This is a genomic window from Buchananella sp. 103232 (assembly GCF_058725725.1).
Map to the genome: position 1 here is coordinate 42,625 of NZ_JBZXJM010000003.1, position 16,836 is coordinate 59,460.

A 16,836-nucleotide genomic window follows, 5' to 3' on the forward strand; every position below is an offset into this window, starting at 1 on the left:
AGGCAACGGGCAGGGCTGGATTAGCACCGCTCTGTGTGGGTGGAAGGACCAGCCTGACCCCCAAGGAGGAGAACATGAACTCGCACGAAGTGAGTGGGCCCGGCCCGGAAAGGCAGTTGCGGAGGACGTTTGTCCTTGAAGGACTCACCCGTCAGGCGATGCCCGAACGTGTTGCCGACATGGTGACCGCGCGGCTGCTTGCAGTTGTTGCCGAGCAGCCGCCACAGGCGGTGGTCACCTTGACACTCGAGGCTGAACGCGATGGCGAGGTGACGGTGAGTGTCGAGGTCAATGGTGCTGGACCGACCTTCGGTGAGGACCTGCAGTGGTGTTCTGAGACAGCCCACTCCTGGAAGGAGGACACGACGGGGGCTAAGCCGTCGTTTCAGGTACCGGCGGTGATGTGCGAAGTGGTGGCGGAGGCGGCCATCCGGCCCCGCTTTATGCCCTCCCCGTTGCCGGGCCCGGAGGGATCGGACGGAGCACCGCTGCTGGTACTCGACAACGCCGTCGGAAACAGCGACTCAGTGGCGGGACGGGCCCTGACTACCTGGCCCAACCAGATGGTGACCTCTGGGATTCCGCTGGTGCGGGTGCTGCGATCAACGGGTGGCAGCATGCGGGTGCACATGGGGCCGGCCAGCGAGGTCGAGCGGCTCATGTTAGAGGACACGCTCCTGCGCACGGAGGGACGTGCCTCCCTCGAGGCCACCATGCGTTACCTGGGCGTGCCAGTACGCATGCGGGTGCTGGTGGGTGTCCACGACGGCAACTCCCTCCCAGCTCGGCTCGCCGCCATCTTGGACGGATTGGCCAGTGACCTCACACTTGTGCCGGTGGACGGGCCGTATAATCGCCGTCGGCTCTGGCTCGGAGAAGACGGATTCCTCCAGGGACACGCAGTACCGCGCGGAATGGCCCAGGGGCTGGTGCGCGTGCCGGTGGCGGGCGAGGTGGCCGAGGTGATCGGTATGCCATGCGCCACCTCCACGATTGCCGACGTCCCGCTTGCCGAAGCACTGCCCGAAGACGGGATCCGCCTGGGGACGGGACTGGACTCAACCGGGCGAGAGGTCGATGTCACGATCAGCGTGACCCAGACCACTCAGCACATGCACGTCATGGGAGCCTCGGGATCCGGCAAGACGACCCTCACTGCGGCCGTCATCGGCGAGTGCGTGCGGAAGGGCATGGGCGTCACAGTGATCGACCCGCACGGCCCCCAGGTTGACCGGCTGCTGCGTGAGCTGGTTCTGCCCGAGGGGCGCCAGTTGCACGTGGTGCGGGTCGGGGATCTGGACCACCCAGTTCCCATCAATCCCTTCTCAGGGCGAGACCACGACCTCGTCACGGCAGAGGTCCTTGAGATGCTATACGCCATCTACGACCCGCAGCGCCAGGGCATCATAGGGCCGCGCTTCGAACGGCTATTCCGCCAGGTCATGGACGCTCTCCATCTGCTCCTGGGCGACCGCGCCACCATCAGCCTGGTCCCCGAGGTCCTGCTCGACCGGGAGCGGGTGCGTTCGGTGGCTCGCGCGGTCAACGCCAAGGACCACAACCTGGCCCGGGCGCTGACGTCAGAGCTGGTGGAGAACAAATCCGCCGAGTTCAACGACGTGCTGGCATGGGTGACCTCCAAGTTCGACCAGCTCATCCGTTCGCGTCTCATGCGAAACGTCATGGGCTCGGGAATGGAGATGATCGACGTCGCCGAGGTGATGCGTCGTGGTGACGTGCTGCTGATCGACCTGGCGGCGCCCCGGATTGGGGCTGCGCAAGCCCAGTTCATCGGGATGACCTGGCTGCTGGAGCACGCGATGGCAATGGGAGAGCGGCATGACTGGGAGCTGCCGCACCTCGTTGCTGTGGACGAAGTGCAGCTGTTCTCCGCCGGCGGGCTGCCCGAAATGCTCGCTGAGGGACGTAAGTTCGGCATAAGCCTGCTGCTGGCCCACCAGCACATGGGCCAACTCAGCCCGGGGCTGGCGGCGGCCCTCGAGGCCAACGCATCCAGCGTCGTGGCGTTGCGCTCTTCCCTGCAGGACGCGCCGCGGGTGGCAGAGCGGATCGGCACCTGGGCAGGCGGCTCGCTCAGCCGCCTGCCCAACATGCGCGCAGCCACGACGCTGGCAACTCCGGCCGGGCAGACCCAAGCTTTCACCCTGCGGGTTGACCACAACGAGCGCGTGAGCGCTGCCGAGCGGGACAACCCGGGGGCCGCTGACGTCCGAGCGCAGCAGGCCGAGGCCAGCTTCCGGAGGCGCCTGGGCGCCTTGGGGAAGGTGCGCCCCCTCACCGGTGAGGACCTGGAAACCGTCATCCGCAGAAGCAACATCACCCCGTCGACCAGTGCGACCGGCACGTCCTTCCTCGAAAACTGGCTCGAAGTGCGCGCCCGGGCGCAGCAGACGAATCCGGCGGGCCACGACTTGCAGGAACGGCGCGCCTTGACACAGCAGACAATCGACGTGATCGACGCCTGGCGTAGAGAGCGCGCCCTTACAGAGCAGTCAGCCCAGGCGGGCAAGGCGCCGGTGGGGCAGGAGGCCGGGAAGTACCCAGCGGAGGAACCCAAGTGACGTGTCCGGCATCCGGGTTCTCAGGGTGCGCTCTTAGCGGTAGTTTGCGTGGATGGGTGTGGGGGCAGGGTTGGGGGTGGTGGGCAGGCTGGTGTTGTGGGAGTTGAGGGCGGTGCGGTGGTGGGGCATGACTAGGCGTGGGCCAGGTCTGCGGGGTAGGTCGGTGCCTGACATGGCTGTCTGTGAGCCGATGGGTGGTGCTGCAGCTAGGGCGGGAGAGTCAGCGTGAGTATCGGTTTGTGGGGTGTTGGAGTGTGTCGGCAGGGTGGCGTCTGGCCATGGGGTGGGTGCTATGTCGGCTAAGAGTGGCAATTGCGGGCCAAGGAGTGCGTTGGCCTTGAGGTCTTTGGGGCTGGGGGTGTGGGTGTTGATTTTGAGGTCGAGGACGCCGACGGTGCGCCAGGAGGCGATGAGGTCGGAGACCAGTTCGGCGCGGCCAAGATATCCCGCCAGCATGATGGCCAGGTCCATCACGTCCTCAGCCCGGTTGTGGATCCAGGCTTCGCGTTGGCTGGGTTTAGCGAGGCGGAACCTGGCCTGGTCCATCCACAGTGCCGCCTTTAAGGCCAGAGCCAGGCTCTCCTCAAGAAGCTCGACCGCTTTCCGTTCATCCTCACGAGAGGCAGCCGCCCAGGATAATGCCAATGCGCGCAAATAAGTGATATAGGTGACGAGCTCTTCGTTTTCGCTGTTGCGGGCTAATTTATCGGCTTGGCTTGCGAAGGAAAGTGCCTCCTCTGGTGAGTCTTTGCTCGAGTACAGACTGCTGAGCTTAAGCATCAAGGATGCCTGCATGGCTTCGGTTCCGGGTTCATCTTGGAGGGCGTCGAACGCATCCTGATAACTGCGGATCAATGCACCTATGTCGGTCTGTTCTGTGTCGCTGGCTGCCGCAGAGAGGCTGCGGGCGTAGAGGCAATTGGCTTGGTCGAGCTGGGTGTTAGGGATGGTGGTGTAGAGGGCCAATGCAGCGTCGTAGCGCTTGAGAGCTTCGCCGTGTTGGCCCAGGTAGTAGAGTGCGAGGCCTGTGTTGAGCAGGCAGTTGGCTTGTTGGCGTTGGGTGTTGTCGAGGGTGGTGTAGAGGGTGTGGGCGGCGTCGAATTGCTCGAGAGCTTCGCCGTGTTGGCCCAAGTTGCGTAGTGCGATGCCTGCGTCGTAGAGGCAGTCAGCTTGGTCGCGTTTGGTGTTGTCGAGGGTGGTGTAGAGGGTGTGGGCGGCGTCGTAGCGCTTGAGTGCTTCGGTGTACTGGCCCAAGTTGCGTAGTGCGATGCCTGCGTTGAACTGGCAGTTGGCTTGGTCGTGTTGGGTGTTGTCGAGGGTGGTGTAGAGGGTGTGGGCGGCGTCGTAGCGCTCGACGGCTTCGGTGTGTTGGCCCATGTCCGCTAGTGCGTTGCCTGCGTTGAACTGGCAGTTGGCTTGGTCGCGTTGGGTGTTGTCGAGGGCGGTGTAGAGGGTGTGGGCGGCGTCGAATTGCTCGAGAGCTTCGCCGTGTTGGCCCAAGTTGCCCAGCGCGTTGCCTGAGAGATAAAGGCAGTTGGCCTGTTGGTGCTGGGTGTTAGGGATGGTGGTGTAGAGGGCTAGGGCGGACTCGAAACGCTCGACCGCTTCGAGGTATTGGCCCAAGTTGCCCAGTGTGACGCCCGAGAGGTACAGGCAGAGGCCCTGTTGGCGTCCGGTGCCTTCAATGTTGCTGTATAGGGCCTGTGCGGTATTGAAGTGGTTGAGCGCGGTGGCGTTGTCACCTTGCTGGAGCGCGCTAATGGCCTCTTGGAACAATGCCTGCGCAATGACGAGGGCCATGTCTTCGGAGGCTTGGGAGACGTCGTCGGCCATAACCGGCTCCTGTCTGTAACGGCCGGGAGGCTGGGGGAGTCGACGTCGGCCTGCGGGGGCGGAGGATACCAGTCGTGATGATACCGGGCTCCGGTTTGAAGGGAGCCGGGGCGCCGCTGAGCAAGGCTGTTGCGCTCGCGTTGTCGTCTACCGTGGTCGACAGGTTCTTCGTTGACGCCTGGATGAAGAGCCACACCCGAGCGCAGAGGACGGTTAGGAAATCCTCCGATGACGAAGGCAAGTGGTGGAGCCGTCCGTCATAACAAGCGTGCCCGCAGCAGTCCGGCATGGGGTGGGGCAAGAGCGAGAAACGAGGCAACATCATGCAGGCGAATCCGGAGAACCTCCTCGAGTTTCTGCGCAGGGAACTGGCGAAGAGGCTGACGCCTCGGGAGATCATGCGGCTCAGCGAGGATGAAATGCGCGTCCTGACGGCGCAGGTCTACAGCGAGATGGAGCTACGGGTGGGCAAGCGTTTGTCCGCTCCACTGGCCGACGCAGAGATAGAAGAGTTCGAGAACATCCTCAACGACCCGGAGAAAGGGGAGGTCGACTCAGCCATTTGGGTGGCCAAGCACTGCCCGAACTACCCGCAGATCGTCATGGAGACAATGGCTGAGGTGGTCGAGGAGACCGGGCAGGCAGTCGCCGCTGTACTGCATGCTGAGGTGGTAGCCGCTCGGGTAGGGGTCACACATCCCCCAATTAGACCCGACTCGTGATGCTTTTGGGTCGGTGGTGTCCTAGAGGGGCACGTTTCGTTGTCATGGCGGCGAGTGGTTCTGTGCTTGGCACTCTCACGTGTCAGGAGCCAGGTCCGAGGATGTTCTTAGCGGTAGTTCGCGTGGATGGGTGTGGGGGCAGGGTTGGGGGTGGTGGGCAGGCTGGTGTTGTGGGAGTTGAGGGCGGTGCGGTGGTGGGGCATGACTAGGCGTGGGCCAGGTCTGCGGGGTAGGTCGGTGCCTGACATGGCTGTCTGTGAGCCGATGGGTGGTGCTGCAGCTAGGGCGGGAGAGTCAGCGTGAGTATCGGTTTGTGGGGTGTTGGAGTGTGTCGGCAGGGTGGCGTCTGGCCATGGGGTGGGTGCTATGTCGGCTAAGAGTGGCAATTGCGGGCCAAGGAGTGCGTTGGCCTTGAGGTCTTTGGGGCTGGGGGTGTGGGTGTTGATTTTGAGGTCGAGGACGCCGACGGTGCGCCAGGAGGCGATGAGGTCGGAGACCAGTTCGGCGCGGCCAAGATCTCCCGCCAGCTTGATGGCCAGGTCCATCACGTTCTCAGCTTTGTTGTGGATCCAGGCTTCGCGTTGGCTGGGTTTAGCGAGGCGGAACCTGGCCTGGTCCATCCACAGTGCCGCCTTTAAGGCCAGAGCCAGGCTCTGCTCAAGAAGCTCCGTCTTTTCCTGTTCATCCTCACGAGAGGCAGCGATCTCGGTTAACACCAATGCGCACAAAAAAGTGGTATTGGTGACGAGATCTTCGTTTCCGATGTTGCGGGCTAATTTATCGGCTTGGCTTGCGAAGGAAAGTGCCTCCTCTGGTACGTCTTTACCCAAGTACAGACTGCTGAGCTTAAGCATCAAGGATGCCTGCATGGCTTCGGTTCCGGGCTCATTTTGGAGGGTGTCCAACGCATCTTGATAACTGCGGATCAATGCACCTATGTCGGTCTGTTCTGTGTCGTTGGCTGCCGCAGAGAGGCTGCGGGCGTAGAGGCAATTGGCTTGGTCGAGTTGGGTGTTGGGGAGGGTGGTGTAGAGGGCCAATGCAGCGTCGTAGTGCTTGAGAGCTTCTGTGTGCTGGCCCAGGTTGTAGAGTGCGATGCCTGCGTTGAACTGGCAGTTGGCTTGGTCGAGTTGGGTGTTGTCGAGGGTGGTGTAGATGGCTAGGGCGGCGTCGTAGTGCTTGAGAGCTTCGGTGTGCTGGCCTAAGCCAGCCAGCACAATGCCTGTGTCGAGCAGGCAGTTGGCTTGTTGGAGTTGGGTGTTGTCGAGGGTGGTGTAGAGGGTGTGGGCGGCGTCGTAGCGCTTGAGAGCGCCGGGGTACTGGCCCAAGTTGCGTAGTGCGATGCCTGCGTTGAACTGGCAGTTGGCTTGGTCGTGTTGGGTGTTGTCGAGGGTGGTGTAGAGGGTGTGGGCGGCGTCGTAGCGCTCGACGGCTTCGGTGTGTTGGCCCAGGTTGCGTAGTGCGTGGCCTGCACCGTAGAGGCAGTCAGCTTGGTCGTGTTGGGTGTTGTCGAGGGTGGTGTAGAGGGTGTGGGCGGCGTCGTAGCGCTCGACGGCTTCGGTGTGTTGGCCCAGGTTGCGTAGTGCGTTGCCTGCGTTGAACTGGCAGTTGGCTTGGTCGTGTTGGGTGTTGTCGAGGGTGGTGTAGAGGGTGTGGGCGGCGTCGTAGCGCTCGACGGCTTCGGTGTGTTGGCCCATGTCCGCTAGTGCGAGGCCCGCGTTGAACTGGCAGTTGGCTTGGTCGCGTTGGGTGTTGTCGAGGGTGGTGTAGAGGGTGTGGGCGGCGTCGTAGCGCTCGACGGCTTCGGTGTGTTGGCCCAGGTTGCGCAGTGCGTTGCCTGTGTTGAACTGGCAGTTGGCTTGTTGGCGTTGGGTGTTGGGGAGGGTGGTGTAGAGGGTGTGGGCGGCGTCGTAGCGCTCGACGGCTTCGGTGTGTTGGCTCAGGTTGCGCAGTGCGTTGCCTGTGTTGAACAGGCAGTCAGCTTGTTGGCGTTGGGTGTTGTCGAGGGTGGTGTAGATAGCGATGGCGGCGTCGTAGCGTTCGAGTGCTTCGGTGTGCTGGCCCAAGTTGCGCAGTGCGATGCCTGCACCGTAGAGGCAGTTGGCTTGTTGGCGTTGGGTGTTATCGAGGGTGGTGTAGAGGGCAAGGGCGGCGTCGTAGCGCTTGACTGCTTCGGTGTGTTGGCCCAAGTCTGCTAGTGCGACGCCTGAGAGATACAGGCAGATGGCCTGTTCGCGTTGGGTGTTAGGGATGGTGGTGTAGAGGGTGTGGGCGGCGTCGTAGCGCTTGACTGCTTCGGTGTGTTGGCCCAAGTTCTCTAGTGTGATGCCTGAGAGATACAGGCAGTTGGCTTGGTCGTGTTGGGTGTTGTCGAGGGCGGTGTAGAGGGTTAGGGCGGCCTCGAAGTGGTCGAGAGCTTCGGTGTGCTGCCCCAAGTCTGCTAGTGCGACGCCTGAGAAATACAGGCAGATGGCCTGTTCGCGTTGGGTGTTGTCGAGGGTGGTGTAGAGGGTTAGGGCGGCGTCGTAGCGCTCGACGGCTTCGGGGTGTTGACCCAAGTCTGCTAGTGCGACGCCTGAGAGATACAGGCAGTTGGCTTGGTCGTGTTGGGTGTTGTCGAGGGTGGTGTAGAGGGTTAGGGCGGCCTCGAAGTGGTCGAGAGCTTCGGGGTGTTGACCCAAGCCTGCTAGTGTGACGCCCGCGCTGAGCAGGCAGTTGGCTTGTTGGCGTTGGGTGTTATCGAGGGTGGTGTAGAGGGCAAGGGCGGCGTCGAATCGCTCGACGGCTTCGGTGTGTTGGCCCAATTTGTACAGCGCGTTGCCTGCACCGTAGAGGCAGTCAGCTTGGTCGTGTTGGGTGTTGGGGAGGGTGGTGTAGAGGGCAAGGGCGGCGTCGTAGCGCTCGAGAGCGCCGGTGTACTGGCCCAATTCGCGCAGTGCGCGGCCTGCACCGTAGATGCAGTCGGCTTGTTGGCGTTGGGTGTTGGGGAGGGTGGTGTAGAGGGCAAGGGCGGCGTCGTAGCGCTCGAGAGCGCCGGTGTACTGGCCCAATTCGCGCAGCGCGATGCCTGCGTCGTAGAGACAGATGGCTTGGGCGAGTTGGGTGTTGGGGAGGGTGGTGTAGAGGGCAAGGGCGGCGTCGTAGCGCTCGAGAGCGCCGGTGTACTGGCCCAATTCGCGCAGCGCGATGCCTGCGTCGTAGAGGCAGATGGCTTGGTCGCGTTGGGTGTTAGGGATGGTGGTGTAGAGGGCAAGGGCGGCGTCGAATCGCTCGAGTGCAGTGGCGTGCTGGTCCAAGTCTGCTAGTGCGAGGCCTGCGTTGAGCAGGCAGTTGGCTTGTTGGCGTTGGGTGTTGGGGAGGGTGGTGTAGAGGGCAAGGGCGGCGTCGTAGCGCTCGAGTGCAGTGGTGTACTGGCCCAATTCGCGCAGCGCGTTGCCTGCGTCGTAGAGGCAGTTGGCTTGGTCGCGTTGGGTGTTAGGGATGGTGGTGTAGAGGGTGTGGGCGGCGTCGTAGCGCTTGAGAGCTTCGGTGTGTTGGCCCAATTTGCGTAGTGCGATGCCTGCGTCGTAGAGGCAGATGGCTTGTTGGCGTTGGGTGTTAGGGATGGTGGTGTAGAGGGTGTGGGCGGCGTCGTAGCGCTCGAGTGCAGTGGCGTGCTGGCCCAAGGTGTAGAGCGTGTTGCCTGAGAGGTATAGGCAGTTGGCTTGGTCGTGTTGGGTGTTGGGGAGGGTGGTGTAGAGGGTGTGGGCGGCGTCGAATCGCTCGAGTGCAGTGGCGTGCTGGTCCAAGTCTGCTAGCGCGAGGCCTGCGTTGAGCAGGCATTTGGCTTGTTGGCGTTGGGTGTTAGGGATGGTGGTGTAGAGGGTGTGGGCGGCGTCGTAGCGCTCGACGGCTTCGGTGTGCTGGCCCAAGGTGTAGAGCGTGTTGCCTGAGAGGTATAGGCAGTTGGCTTGGTCGCGTTGGGTGTTGGGGAGGGTGGTGTAGAGGGTGTGGGCGGCGTCGTAGCGCTCGACGGCTTCGGTGTGCTGGCCCAAGGTGTAGAGCGTGTTGCCTGAGAGGTATAGGCAGTTGGCTTGGTCGCGTTGGGTGTTAGGGATGGTGGTGTAGAGGGTGTGGGCGGCGTCGTAGCGCTCGACGGCTTCGGTGTGCTGGCCCAAGTTGTGCAGCGCGTTGCCTGCACCGTAGAGGCAGTCAGCTTGGTCGAGTTGGGTGTTGGGGAGGGTGGTGTAGAGGGTGTGGGCGGCGTCGTAGCGCTCGACGGCTTCGGTGTACTGGCCCAAGTTGCGCAGCGCGTTGCCTGCGTTGAACAGGCAGTTGGCTTGGTGGCGTTGGGTGTTGTCGAGGGTGGTGTAGAGGGCAAAGGCGGCGTCGAATCGCTTGAGAGCGCCGGTGTGCTGGCCCAAGTTGCGCAGCGCGAGGCCTGCACCGTAGAGGCAGATGGCTTGTTGGCGTTGGGTGTTAGGGAGGGGGGTGCAGAGGGCAAGGGCGGCGTCGTAGCGCTCGACGGCTTCGGTGTGCTGGCCCAAGTTGCGCAGCGTGTTGCCTGAGAGGTACAGGCAGTTGGCTTGGTCGCGTTGGGTGTTGTCGACGGTGGTGTAGAGGGTGTGGGCGGCGTCGAATCGCTCGAGAGCGCCGGGGTACTGGCCCAGGTTGCGCAGCGCGATGCCTGCGTCGTAGAGACAGATGGCTTGTTCGAGTTGGGTGTTAGGGATGGTGGTGTAGAGGGCAAGGGCGGCCTCGAATCGCTCGAGAGCGCCGGTGTACTGGCCCAAGTTGCGCAGCGCGTTGCCTGAGAAATACAGGCAGTTGGCCTGTTGGCGCTGGGTGTTAGGTAGGGCGGCGTAGACGGCCTGTGCGGCCTCGAAGTGGTCGAGCGCGGTAGCGTTGTTACCTTGCTGGAGCGCGTCAATGGCCTCTCGGAACAATGCCTGCGCAGTGGCTCGGGCCGTATCGTCGGAGACTGGGGCGAGGTCGTCGGCCATAACCGGCTCCTGTCTGTAACGGCCGGGAGGCTGGGGGAGCCGACGTCGGCCTGCGGGGGAGGAGGATACCAGTCGTGATGATACCGGGCTCCCCGTGCACGACGAGCTCAGGGGGCTGCGACTCTTAATTCAGTGTGCCGGCAGCCTCGGGAAGGATCTGGAGTGTTCCCGCAGTCATTGCCGCACGGTAACACCCGGGTTCCCAGCCCAGTAGCGGCACCACCAGGTGTCGCTCGACCTCCCGCTGGAGCCTGCGCGCGCCGTCGGGATGTGCCAATGCCCTGGTCACCAGCCAACGGACTACGTCCTCCTGAACGCTTACGTGGTAGCCGGCTGCTTGGCTGACTTCTTCGAAGCGTTCGAGCATCCGGTGGAGCAGCGTTGTCATCCGAGCCCGGTCGAAGGGGTGCATGATGATGACCTCGTCGAGGCGGTTGAACACCTCTGGGGGCAGCATGCGGCGAACCTCGGCGTGAGCAGCACCTGTGCGATCTTCCCCCTCACCAAAGCCCGTGTGTACGCGGGTAAGTGCTTGCGCGCCTGTGTTCGCGGTCAGGATGACGTCCAGGCTCGTGGCATCGACTGTTCTGCCCGAGTAGTCGGTGAGCGTGCCGTTGCCGAGCAGCTCGAGCAACAGGGCATCGCGCAGTACGGGATCGGCCTTGTCCACCTCGTCGAGCAGCAGCACGGCCGACGGCGTGCGTGCGATGCGTGACGTCAGCCATTGCTCCCGGTTGTCTGAGCCCACATATCCCGGCGGTGCGCCGAGCAAAGAGGAGGACAGGTGTCCCGAGGTTAGTGACCCCATGTCCACGCGGATCAGGTGGGTCTCATACTGGCCGTGCTTACGCAGAGCGTTGACCAACGTCTGTGCCAGCAACGTCTTGCCGGTACCAGTCGAACCGGCCAACATCACGGCTGAGCGTGGCCGCTGCGACTCCAGGCGCATCCCTGAGCGCCCCAGCACCACGTGCCGGGCAAGGGCCGCGCAGGGCTCATCCTGCCCGACCACCTCCGAACGCAGTAGGCTCGTCATGACCTGCTCGTCAATGGGGCATATCGAATGAGCGCGCGAGGGCTGGCTGGCGACTCGAGGACGGACGCAGTCGTCGCCGTCGAGAACTGTCCACGTGGCCCACCGGTCCAGCAGGCGCCTGCCCAACAGCGGCTGTGAGCATCCCTCCTCCTCCGGTGGCGCCAAGGCCGCAGCCAGGACCGTGGACTCCGGGATGGTCACCGAGTGGAAGGCAGACAGGCTTCGGGCTTCCTCACTAAGTGCGGACACGAGCTCGGGACTGCCTGGCTGAGGACGGGCGTCAACCAGGACCGCACCCGGCAGTAGCGCCGCCGGGCGCTCATTTTCCTCGATCTGTGCCCAGGCGGGGGAAGGTACAACGACCACCAAAGGTGCTTGCAGACAGTTCGCAGCGCGCTGAGCCAGTCCCTGCACTTCCGACAGCGCAGGATCGGGGTGGCGGTCCAGGACCATCAGAACCTCTTTGTGGGCTGGTTGCTGCGAGGCCAGGGGCTCGCGCAGCAGCTCTTTGAGCCGTGTGGGTTCGACCACCACTCGCACCCGGGTGGGTGCATGCCGCCAGCGGGGCGTGTACCTGCGTAGGGCAGCGGTAAGTGGGGTTGAGACGTCGGCGATGTCCTGGGCCGGGGCGATGACGTAGACCGGGAGCGGGTCCTTAGCCAGCAGGTGCGAGAGGACCTCCCTGGTCCATGTCGGTAGGGGCTGATCCTGGGGTGTGCTGCCCTCCGCCTTCTGGGCGGAGGGCAGCACACTAGTCGTAGCGTGCGCGTTCACAACTGTATTGACGGACGCGAGCAGTTGCCCTCCCCGGGGGCGGTGAACGTGCGCGTTCTACGGCGCCGATGGGGTGGGTGGCCCGCTCGTCTCAGCACTGATGTGAGTTGCGCTTGGTGTTTGCCTGGCGGTCGCGTTCCTGGAGCAGCGTGTGAAGGGTATCGAGGGCCTGCGGGCTGGTCCGAAGAAGTTGACGTACACGCTCACCGGTGCTCTCGCCCTCGTCGAGGTCCTGGAAGGGCGCGCTCATCAGGTCGGTGATGGAGTCCTCCTGGGCGAGGGCCACGAGGACATCGATCGCGACCTGAATACGGCTCAGGCCGCTGTTGGCTGGGTTGGCCAGGGCCTGGTCCAACTCCTGGGTGAAGATGGCCAGCTCCTGCCTGTCAGTAGCATGCGAGCTGTTCTGTCGCCTGGGGTTGACCGTCGGGTCCTTGACTGGCTCTGCGCCGATGAGGCAGGCAGCCTGGGAGTCCACAAGGTCATACCCCGAGGTTGCGTCGTCGTCATCACTCGTGACGGGGCTGTAGTCCAGGTGGACGGGGTTGGCCGCAGCCCGGGTGATGATGGCGTCCGTGATTGTGCTGTGCCAACGCTGCTCGCCGACCTCGTTCTTGGCCCGGGCGATCGCGGCCGTGATCGCCCTGTGCGCGCCCTCGGCAGTGCTCTCAGGGGTGCGGGCAAGCAGTTCCTGCGCCGCGCTGTCGATGCCCTCCTGGTGAGAGCAGCCTGAGGCCAACCGGGCCGTGAAGTAGTCCGTCACGATCCTCTCGATGACGGGGTCGGACAGGTGGAGACTGGAGACGGCGGCCGCAGGCTTGGCCGGCAGCCCGGCAGAGACGAGGCGAGCACGGTGCTGGTCGATGGCCACGTTGTTGATCGTGGCCCTCAGCTCAGCCAGCGACTGGCACTTGCCCGGGCTCTTCTCACCGAGGCGGTTGAGGACAGGGATTACACCCTTGACGTAACGCCCACCGTCCTCAAACCCAAACAAGACATCCCAGACGATCGAGATGCACTCGGCGCAGTACAGCGCCGACAATTGCGCGACGAGCTCCGCATCCTCGTCTGCGGAAGCGTCATGATCCGTCGGCAGCATCGCCTCCGGTGACGTCTCCGGACTCCATGCTCCCAGGGCGCTGGTTCCCTGCGGCATGCAGGCCTTGGTGAGCGGACGCTCAGCAGTGTGGTGGCGCAGACAGCTTCGATTCACCTCGGTGCACGAATGGGCGATGCGTGCTAAGTGGAGGATGACCTCCTGGACATAGCTGTCCTTGCTCAAGGGGACGACCGTGGCACCTGCCAGGCCGGACGCGTCCCAACCAACAGTGTGGTACACCCTTCCCGTGATAGAGTCATAGCACCTCTGCATGGCATCGGCTGAGTCCTGATCGGTGTATGCTTGACGCTTGCCGGCGGTCGAGGAGCGGTCTTCACTGAGGTGAAGGTGGGTGTGGATCTTCGATGAGGTGGTCATGACCAGTTCCTTTCGGTGAGGAGCGGAAACCCGCGTACCCGGTGGGAGTGGTGCTTAATCTCTTTCCTGTCCCAGCCGTCTCGGACGGCAAGACCGGCTGCGGCGCCGACCCGGCGAGCTCCGAGCTCGAGCTGGGTGTGCACGCTCGTCACCTCCCGAAGCCGCCTGCTCGTCGTTCCGCGCCCGCTGACCTGCCACACGGTCATTCCCAAGGCGCAGGCGCGCGACGCCAGCGCGGCAAAAGCGTGATCGCCCGAGCCAATGACGAGGTACTGGAAGTGCTTGGCCAGATAGTCGATGTCCACCGCATCGATGGCCGCCATTTCCCCGCCGTTCTTGCCAGAGCGGAACCGCAGCGTCCACGGCAGCGCCGCGAGCACTCCCAGCAGCCTGGAGCCGAACCAAGGCGACATCCCCAGAACAACCAGATCGTCCTGCTCGACCCCGACGTTGTCGATATACGTATTCACCATCCGGAGGAAGTCCTCGGGGACCGCCTCTCCACCACCAACCAGGTTCTCCGGGTCCAAAAGGTGGATCGCCCGCCCCCGACGGGCTCCACCAGTCCTTGTCAACGACTCCATGAGTGGCCTCCTTCAGCACGTCCGGGCTTATTCCCGTTCGTCCTGTGGGAGCGGTGCTAAAACGACTCTTCCCAACTGAGGGTGTTGGAGGGGCTACCTAGAAGTGGGGTGCCTCCAACAGAGCAAGGCTGAAACCAGTAGCCCTGGCCATGGGGCAGCCACGTTGAACATGCCTGTTGGCCCCAAGTACCTAGGTGTCTATCGCGGGCCGGGGTAGGCGCCGCCCGCCTCGCTCTGGCCCAACCCCACCGGCCTCGCCCAACCCCACCGGCCACGCCCGGCCCGCCAAGTGGCCCGGCCCGCCAAGTGGTCCGGTCCGCCAAGTGGTCCGGCCACCGGGGTGGCAAAATGGCCTGATGCCCGCCCGCCCCACCGGTTCTTTCGCCGACGTTCCGCCCCCGCACCGCCCATCGCTCGGCCGCGCCGCCCCGGGCCGGCGCGTGCCGGCCTGGCTGCTGGTGCTGGGGGCGATCTTCTCGGTGCAGATGGGCTCGGCCCTCACGGTCACGCTGATCGACGAGGTGGGGCCGGCGGGGGCCGCCTGGCTGCGCCTGAGCGCCGGCGCTCTGTTCTTCGTGCTGCTCTCCCCGCCCAAGCTGCGCTCCCTGCGCCGCGCCGACCTGCCCCTCCTGCTGGGGCTGGGCCTGTCCACCGGCCTGATGACCACCTGCTTCCTGGCCGCAGCTGCCCGCCTGCCCCTGGGCACGGCGGTGGCGATCGAGTTCCTGGGCCCGCTGGGGGTGGCCGCCTGGCGGGCGATCCGTGGCGTGGGCGTGAGGGCCCTAATGTGGCCCGCCCTGGCCCTGGCGGGGGTGATGCTGCTGCAGGAGCCGTGGCGGGCCAGCGTGGACGCCCTGGGCGTCCTGCTCGCCCTGGCGGCCGCCGCCGGGTGGGCCGGATACATTGTGCTGACCCAGCGCGTGGGGGACCGCTACGCGGGCCTGTCCGGCCTGGCCCTGACCGTGCCCATCGCAGCGGCGGTGGCGGCCGTGCCGGGCGTGGGCCAGGCACTGCCGGGCCTAACCTGGACCGTGGTGTGGCAGAGCCTAGGGATCGCCCTGTTGGTCCCGCTCATCCCGTTCGTGCTGGAGCTGGTGGCTCTTCGCCGCATGAACACGCTGGCCTTTGGCACCTTCATGGCCTTGGAACCCGCCGTGGCGGCCCTGGCAGGCGCGGTGGTGCTGCAACAGATCCCCGGCCCGGTGCCCCTGGTGGGCATGGCCTTCGTGGTGGTGGCCGGCGTCGGCTCCCAGCGCTTGGCTGCCCGTGAGGCCTAGCCGCGCCTGCCCGCGCACCCCCTACAGCTCGGCGCCGTTGCTGGCGATCACGCGGCGGAACCACTCAAAGGAGCGTTTGGGGTAGCGGTCCAGGGTGCCGGAGCCGTCGTCGTTGCGGTCCACGTAGATGAAGCCGTAGCGCTTGGACATCTGGGCGGTGGAGAAGCTGACCAGGTCGATCGGGCCCCACGCGGTGTAGCCCAGCACCTCCACCCCGTCGGCGATGGCCCGGGCCACCTGCTGCAGGTGGGCGCGCAGGTAGTCGATGCGGTAGTCGTCGTGGACGGTGAGGCGCCCGTCCTCCTCCACCAGCCGGTCCACCGCGCCGAGCCCGTTTTCCACGATGAACAGGGGCTTTTGCCACCGGTCCCAGTACTGGTTGAGCACCACCCGCAGGCCCACGGGGTCGATCTGCCATCCCCACTGGCTTGCCGCCAGGGTGGGGTTCTCCACGCCGGGCAGCACGTTGCCGGCCACCATCGCTTCCTGCCGGGGCGCGGCCGATTCGCACAGGGTCATGTAGTAGCTGAACGAAACGAAGTCCACGGTGTGGTGCAGGTCGGCCCGGTCCTGCTCGGTGATTTCCAGGTTGATGCCGTTTTCCCGCAGGAAGCGCAGCGCGTAGCCCGGGTAGTGGCCGCGCACGTGCACGTCCCCGAAGAAGGTGCTGCGCCGCTCTGAGTCCAGCGCGGCCCACACGTCTGCCGGGTCCGGGGTGAGCGGGTAGACCGGGGCGGCCAGCAGCATGCAGCCCACTTTCGCGCCGGGGAGCATCTCGTGGGCTAGGGCGGTGACGCGCGCGGAGGCCACCAGCATGTGGTGGGCGGCCTGGTAGATCTCCGCCTGCCCCACCTGGTCGGCGGGCTTGTCTATCCCGGCCAGGAACGGGAAGTGCAGCATCGAGTTGATCTCGTTGAAGGTGAGCCAGTACTTCACGCGGGCTCCGAAACGCTCGAAGCAGGTACGGGCGAAGCGCTCGTAGAAACCGATCATGGCCCGGTTCGCCCAGCCGCCGTAGTGCTCGGCTAGGTGCAGCGGGGTCTCGTAGTGCGACAACGTCACCAGCGGCTCAATGCCGTGGCGCTCCAGCTCGTCCAGCACGGCCGCATAGAAGGCCACCCCCTCCTCGTTGGGTGCGTCCTCATCTCCGCGTGGAAAGAGCCGCGACCAGGCGATGGAAAAGCGCAGCACCTTGAAGCCGAGCCGCGCAAAGAGCTCGATGTCCTCCCGGTAGCGGTGGTAGAAGTCGATGCCCACCTGCTTCAGGTTGTCTGCGGTCGGGGTGGCGGTGCGCGGCGCTGTTATCCCCCCAGGCAGCACGTCTTGGATGGAGGGGCCTTTACCGCCGACGTTCCACCCGCCTTCGATTTGGTTGGCGGCCACCGCTCCGCCCCACAGGAAGCCGGGCGGGAACGGGTGGGGCGCTGCCTGTCGCGGCGGCTGGTGAGCGGGGGCGTGATCCTGGGGCGTTGAGCCTGCGCTGGGGACGGTCATGGCGTGCTCCTCTCCTTGGACTGCCACGCTACCCCGGCCTGGGCCCGCAGCGGCGGGAACCGGGAGACGCGGACC

Annotated in this window: 9 protein-coding genes; 3 read left to right on the plus strand and 6 right to left on the minus strand. The window is 64.8% G+C overall.

Annotated elements, in window-relative coordinates; translation table 11 throughout:
• Window positions 1-158: 158 nt before the first annotated feature.
• A complete protein-coding gene (locus AC4PWQ_RS00760) occupies window positions 159-2,582 on the plus strand; it encodes a type IV secretory system conjugative DNA transfer family protein (protein ID WP_492089485.1) in 2,424 nt (807 codons plus the stop codon).
• Between the two features lie 33 nt (window positions 2,583-2,615).
• On the opposite strand, the gene AC4PWQ_RS00765 is transcribed toward AC4PWQ_RS00760, so the two are convergent.
• On the minus strand, window positions 2,616-4,415 hold the full coding sequence (locus tag AC4PWQ_RS00765; RefSeq protein ID WP_492089486.1) for a tetratricopeptide repeat protein: 1,800 nt from the start codon (window positions 4,413-4,415) through the stop codon (window positions 2,616-2,618).
• A gap of 287 nt (window positions 4,416-4,702) precedes the next feature.
• On the opposite strand from AC4PWQ_RS00765, the gene AC4PWQ_RS00770 reads away from it, so the two are divergent.
• Window positions 4,703-5,137, plus strand: coding sequence for a DUF5663 domain-containing protein (locus tag AC4PWQ_RS00770; RefSeq protein WP_492089487.1), 435 nt, complete (start codon window positions 4,703-4,705; stop codon window positions 5,135-5,137).
• 107 nt (window positions 5,138-5,244) lie between these two features.
• Here the strand turns inward: AC4PWQ_RS00770 and AC4PWQ_RS00775 are convergent, their stop codons facing one another.
• The 4 genes from AC4PWQ_RS00775 to AC4PWQ_RS00790 all read right to left on the minus strand — a co-directional run bounded on the left by AC4PWQ_RS00775 (window position 5,245) and on the right by AC4PWQ_RS00790 (window position 13,990).
• Window positions 5,245-10,119 carry a tetratricopeptide repeat protein gene (locus AC4PWQ_RS00775; protein ID WP_492089488.1) on the minus strand — a complete coding sequence of 1,625 codons (4,875 nt, stop codon included), beginning with the start codon at window positions 10,117-10,119 and terminating at the stop codon, window positions 5,245-5,247.
• A 124-nt stretch (window positions 10,120-10,243) separates the two neighbouring features.
• On the minus strand, window positions 10,244-11,929 hold the full coding sequence (locus AC4PWQ_RS00780) for an AAA family ATPase (RefSeq protein WP_492089489.1): 1,686 nt from the start codon (window positions 11,927-11,929) through the stop codon (window positions 10,244-10,246).
• 91 nt (window positions 11,930-12,020) lie between these two features.
• Entirely contained in the window at window positions 12,021-13,406 is a 1,386-nt protein-coding gene (locus AC4PWQ_RS00785; RefSeq protein ID WP_492089490.1) for a hypothetical protein, read from the minus strand.
• Complete coding sequence (locus tag AC4PWQ_RS00790) at window positions 13,403-13,990, minus strand: PIN domain-containing protein (RefSeq protein WP_492089491.1); 588 nt, start codon at window positions 13,988-13,990, stop codon at window positions 13,403-13,405. Before AC4PWQ_RS00790 ends, AC4PWQ_RS00785 begins: the two co-directional genes overlap by 4 nt.
• Before the next feature lie 356 nt (window positions 13,991-14,346).
• Here AC4PWQ_RS00790 and AC4PWQ_RS00795 point away from each other — a divergent pair, with 356 nt between their 5' ends.
• Window positions 14,347-15,267 carry an EamA family transporter gene (locus AC4PWQ_RS00795; protein WP_492089492.1) on the plus strand — a complete coding sequence of 307 codons (921 nt, stop codon included), beginning with the start codon at window positions 14,347-14,349 and terminating at the stop codon, window positions 15,265-15,267.
• Window positions 15,268-15,288: 21 nt separating this feature from the next.
• Here the strand turns inward: AC4PWQ_RS00795 and AC4PWQ_RS00800 are convergent, their stop codons facing one another.
• Window positions 15,289-16,761, minus strand: a complete 1,473-nt coding sequence (locus tag AC4PWQ_RS00800) for a glycoside hydrolase family 1 protein (protein WP_492089493.1) — start codon at window positions 16,759-16,761, stop codon at window positions 15,289-15,291.
• Window positions 16,762-16,836: the final 75 nt, after the last annotated feature.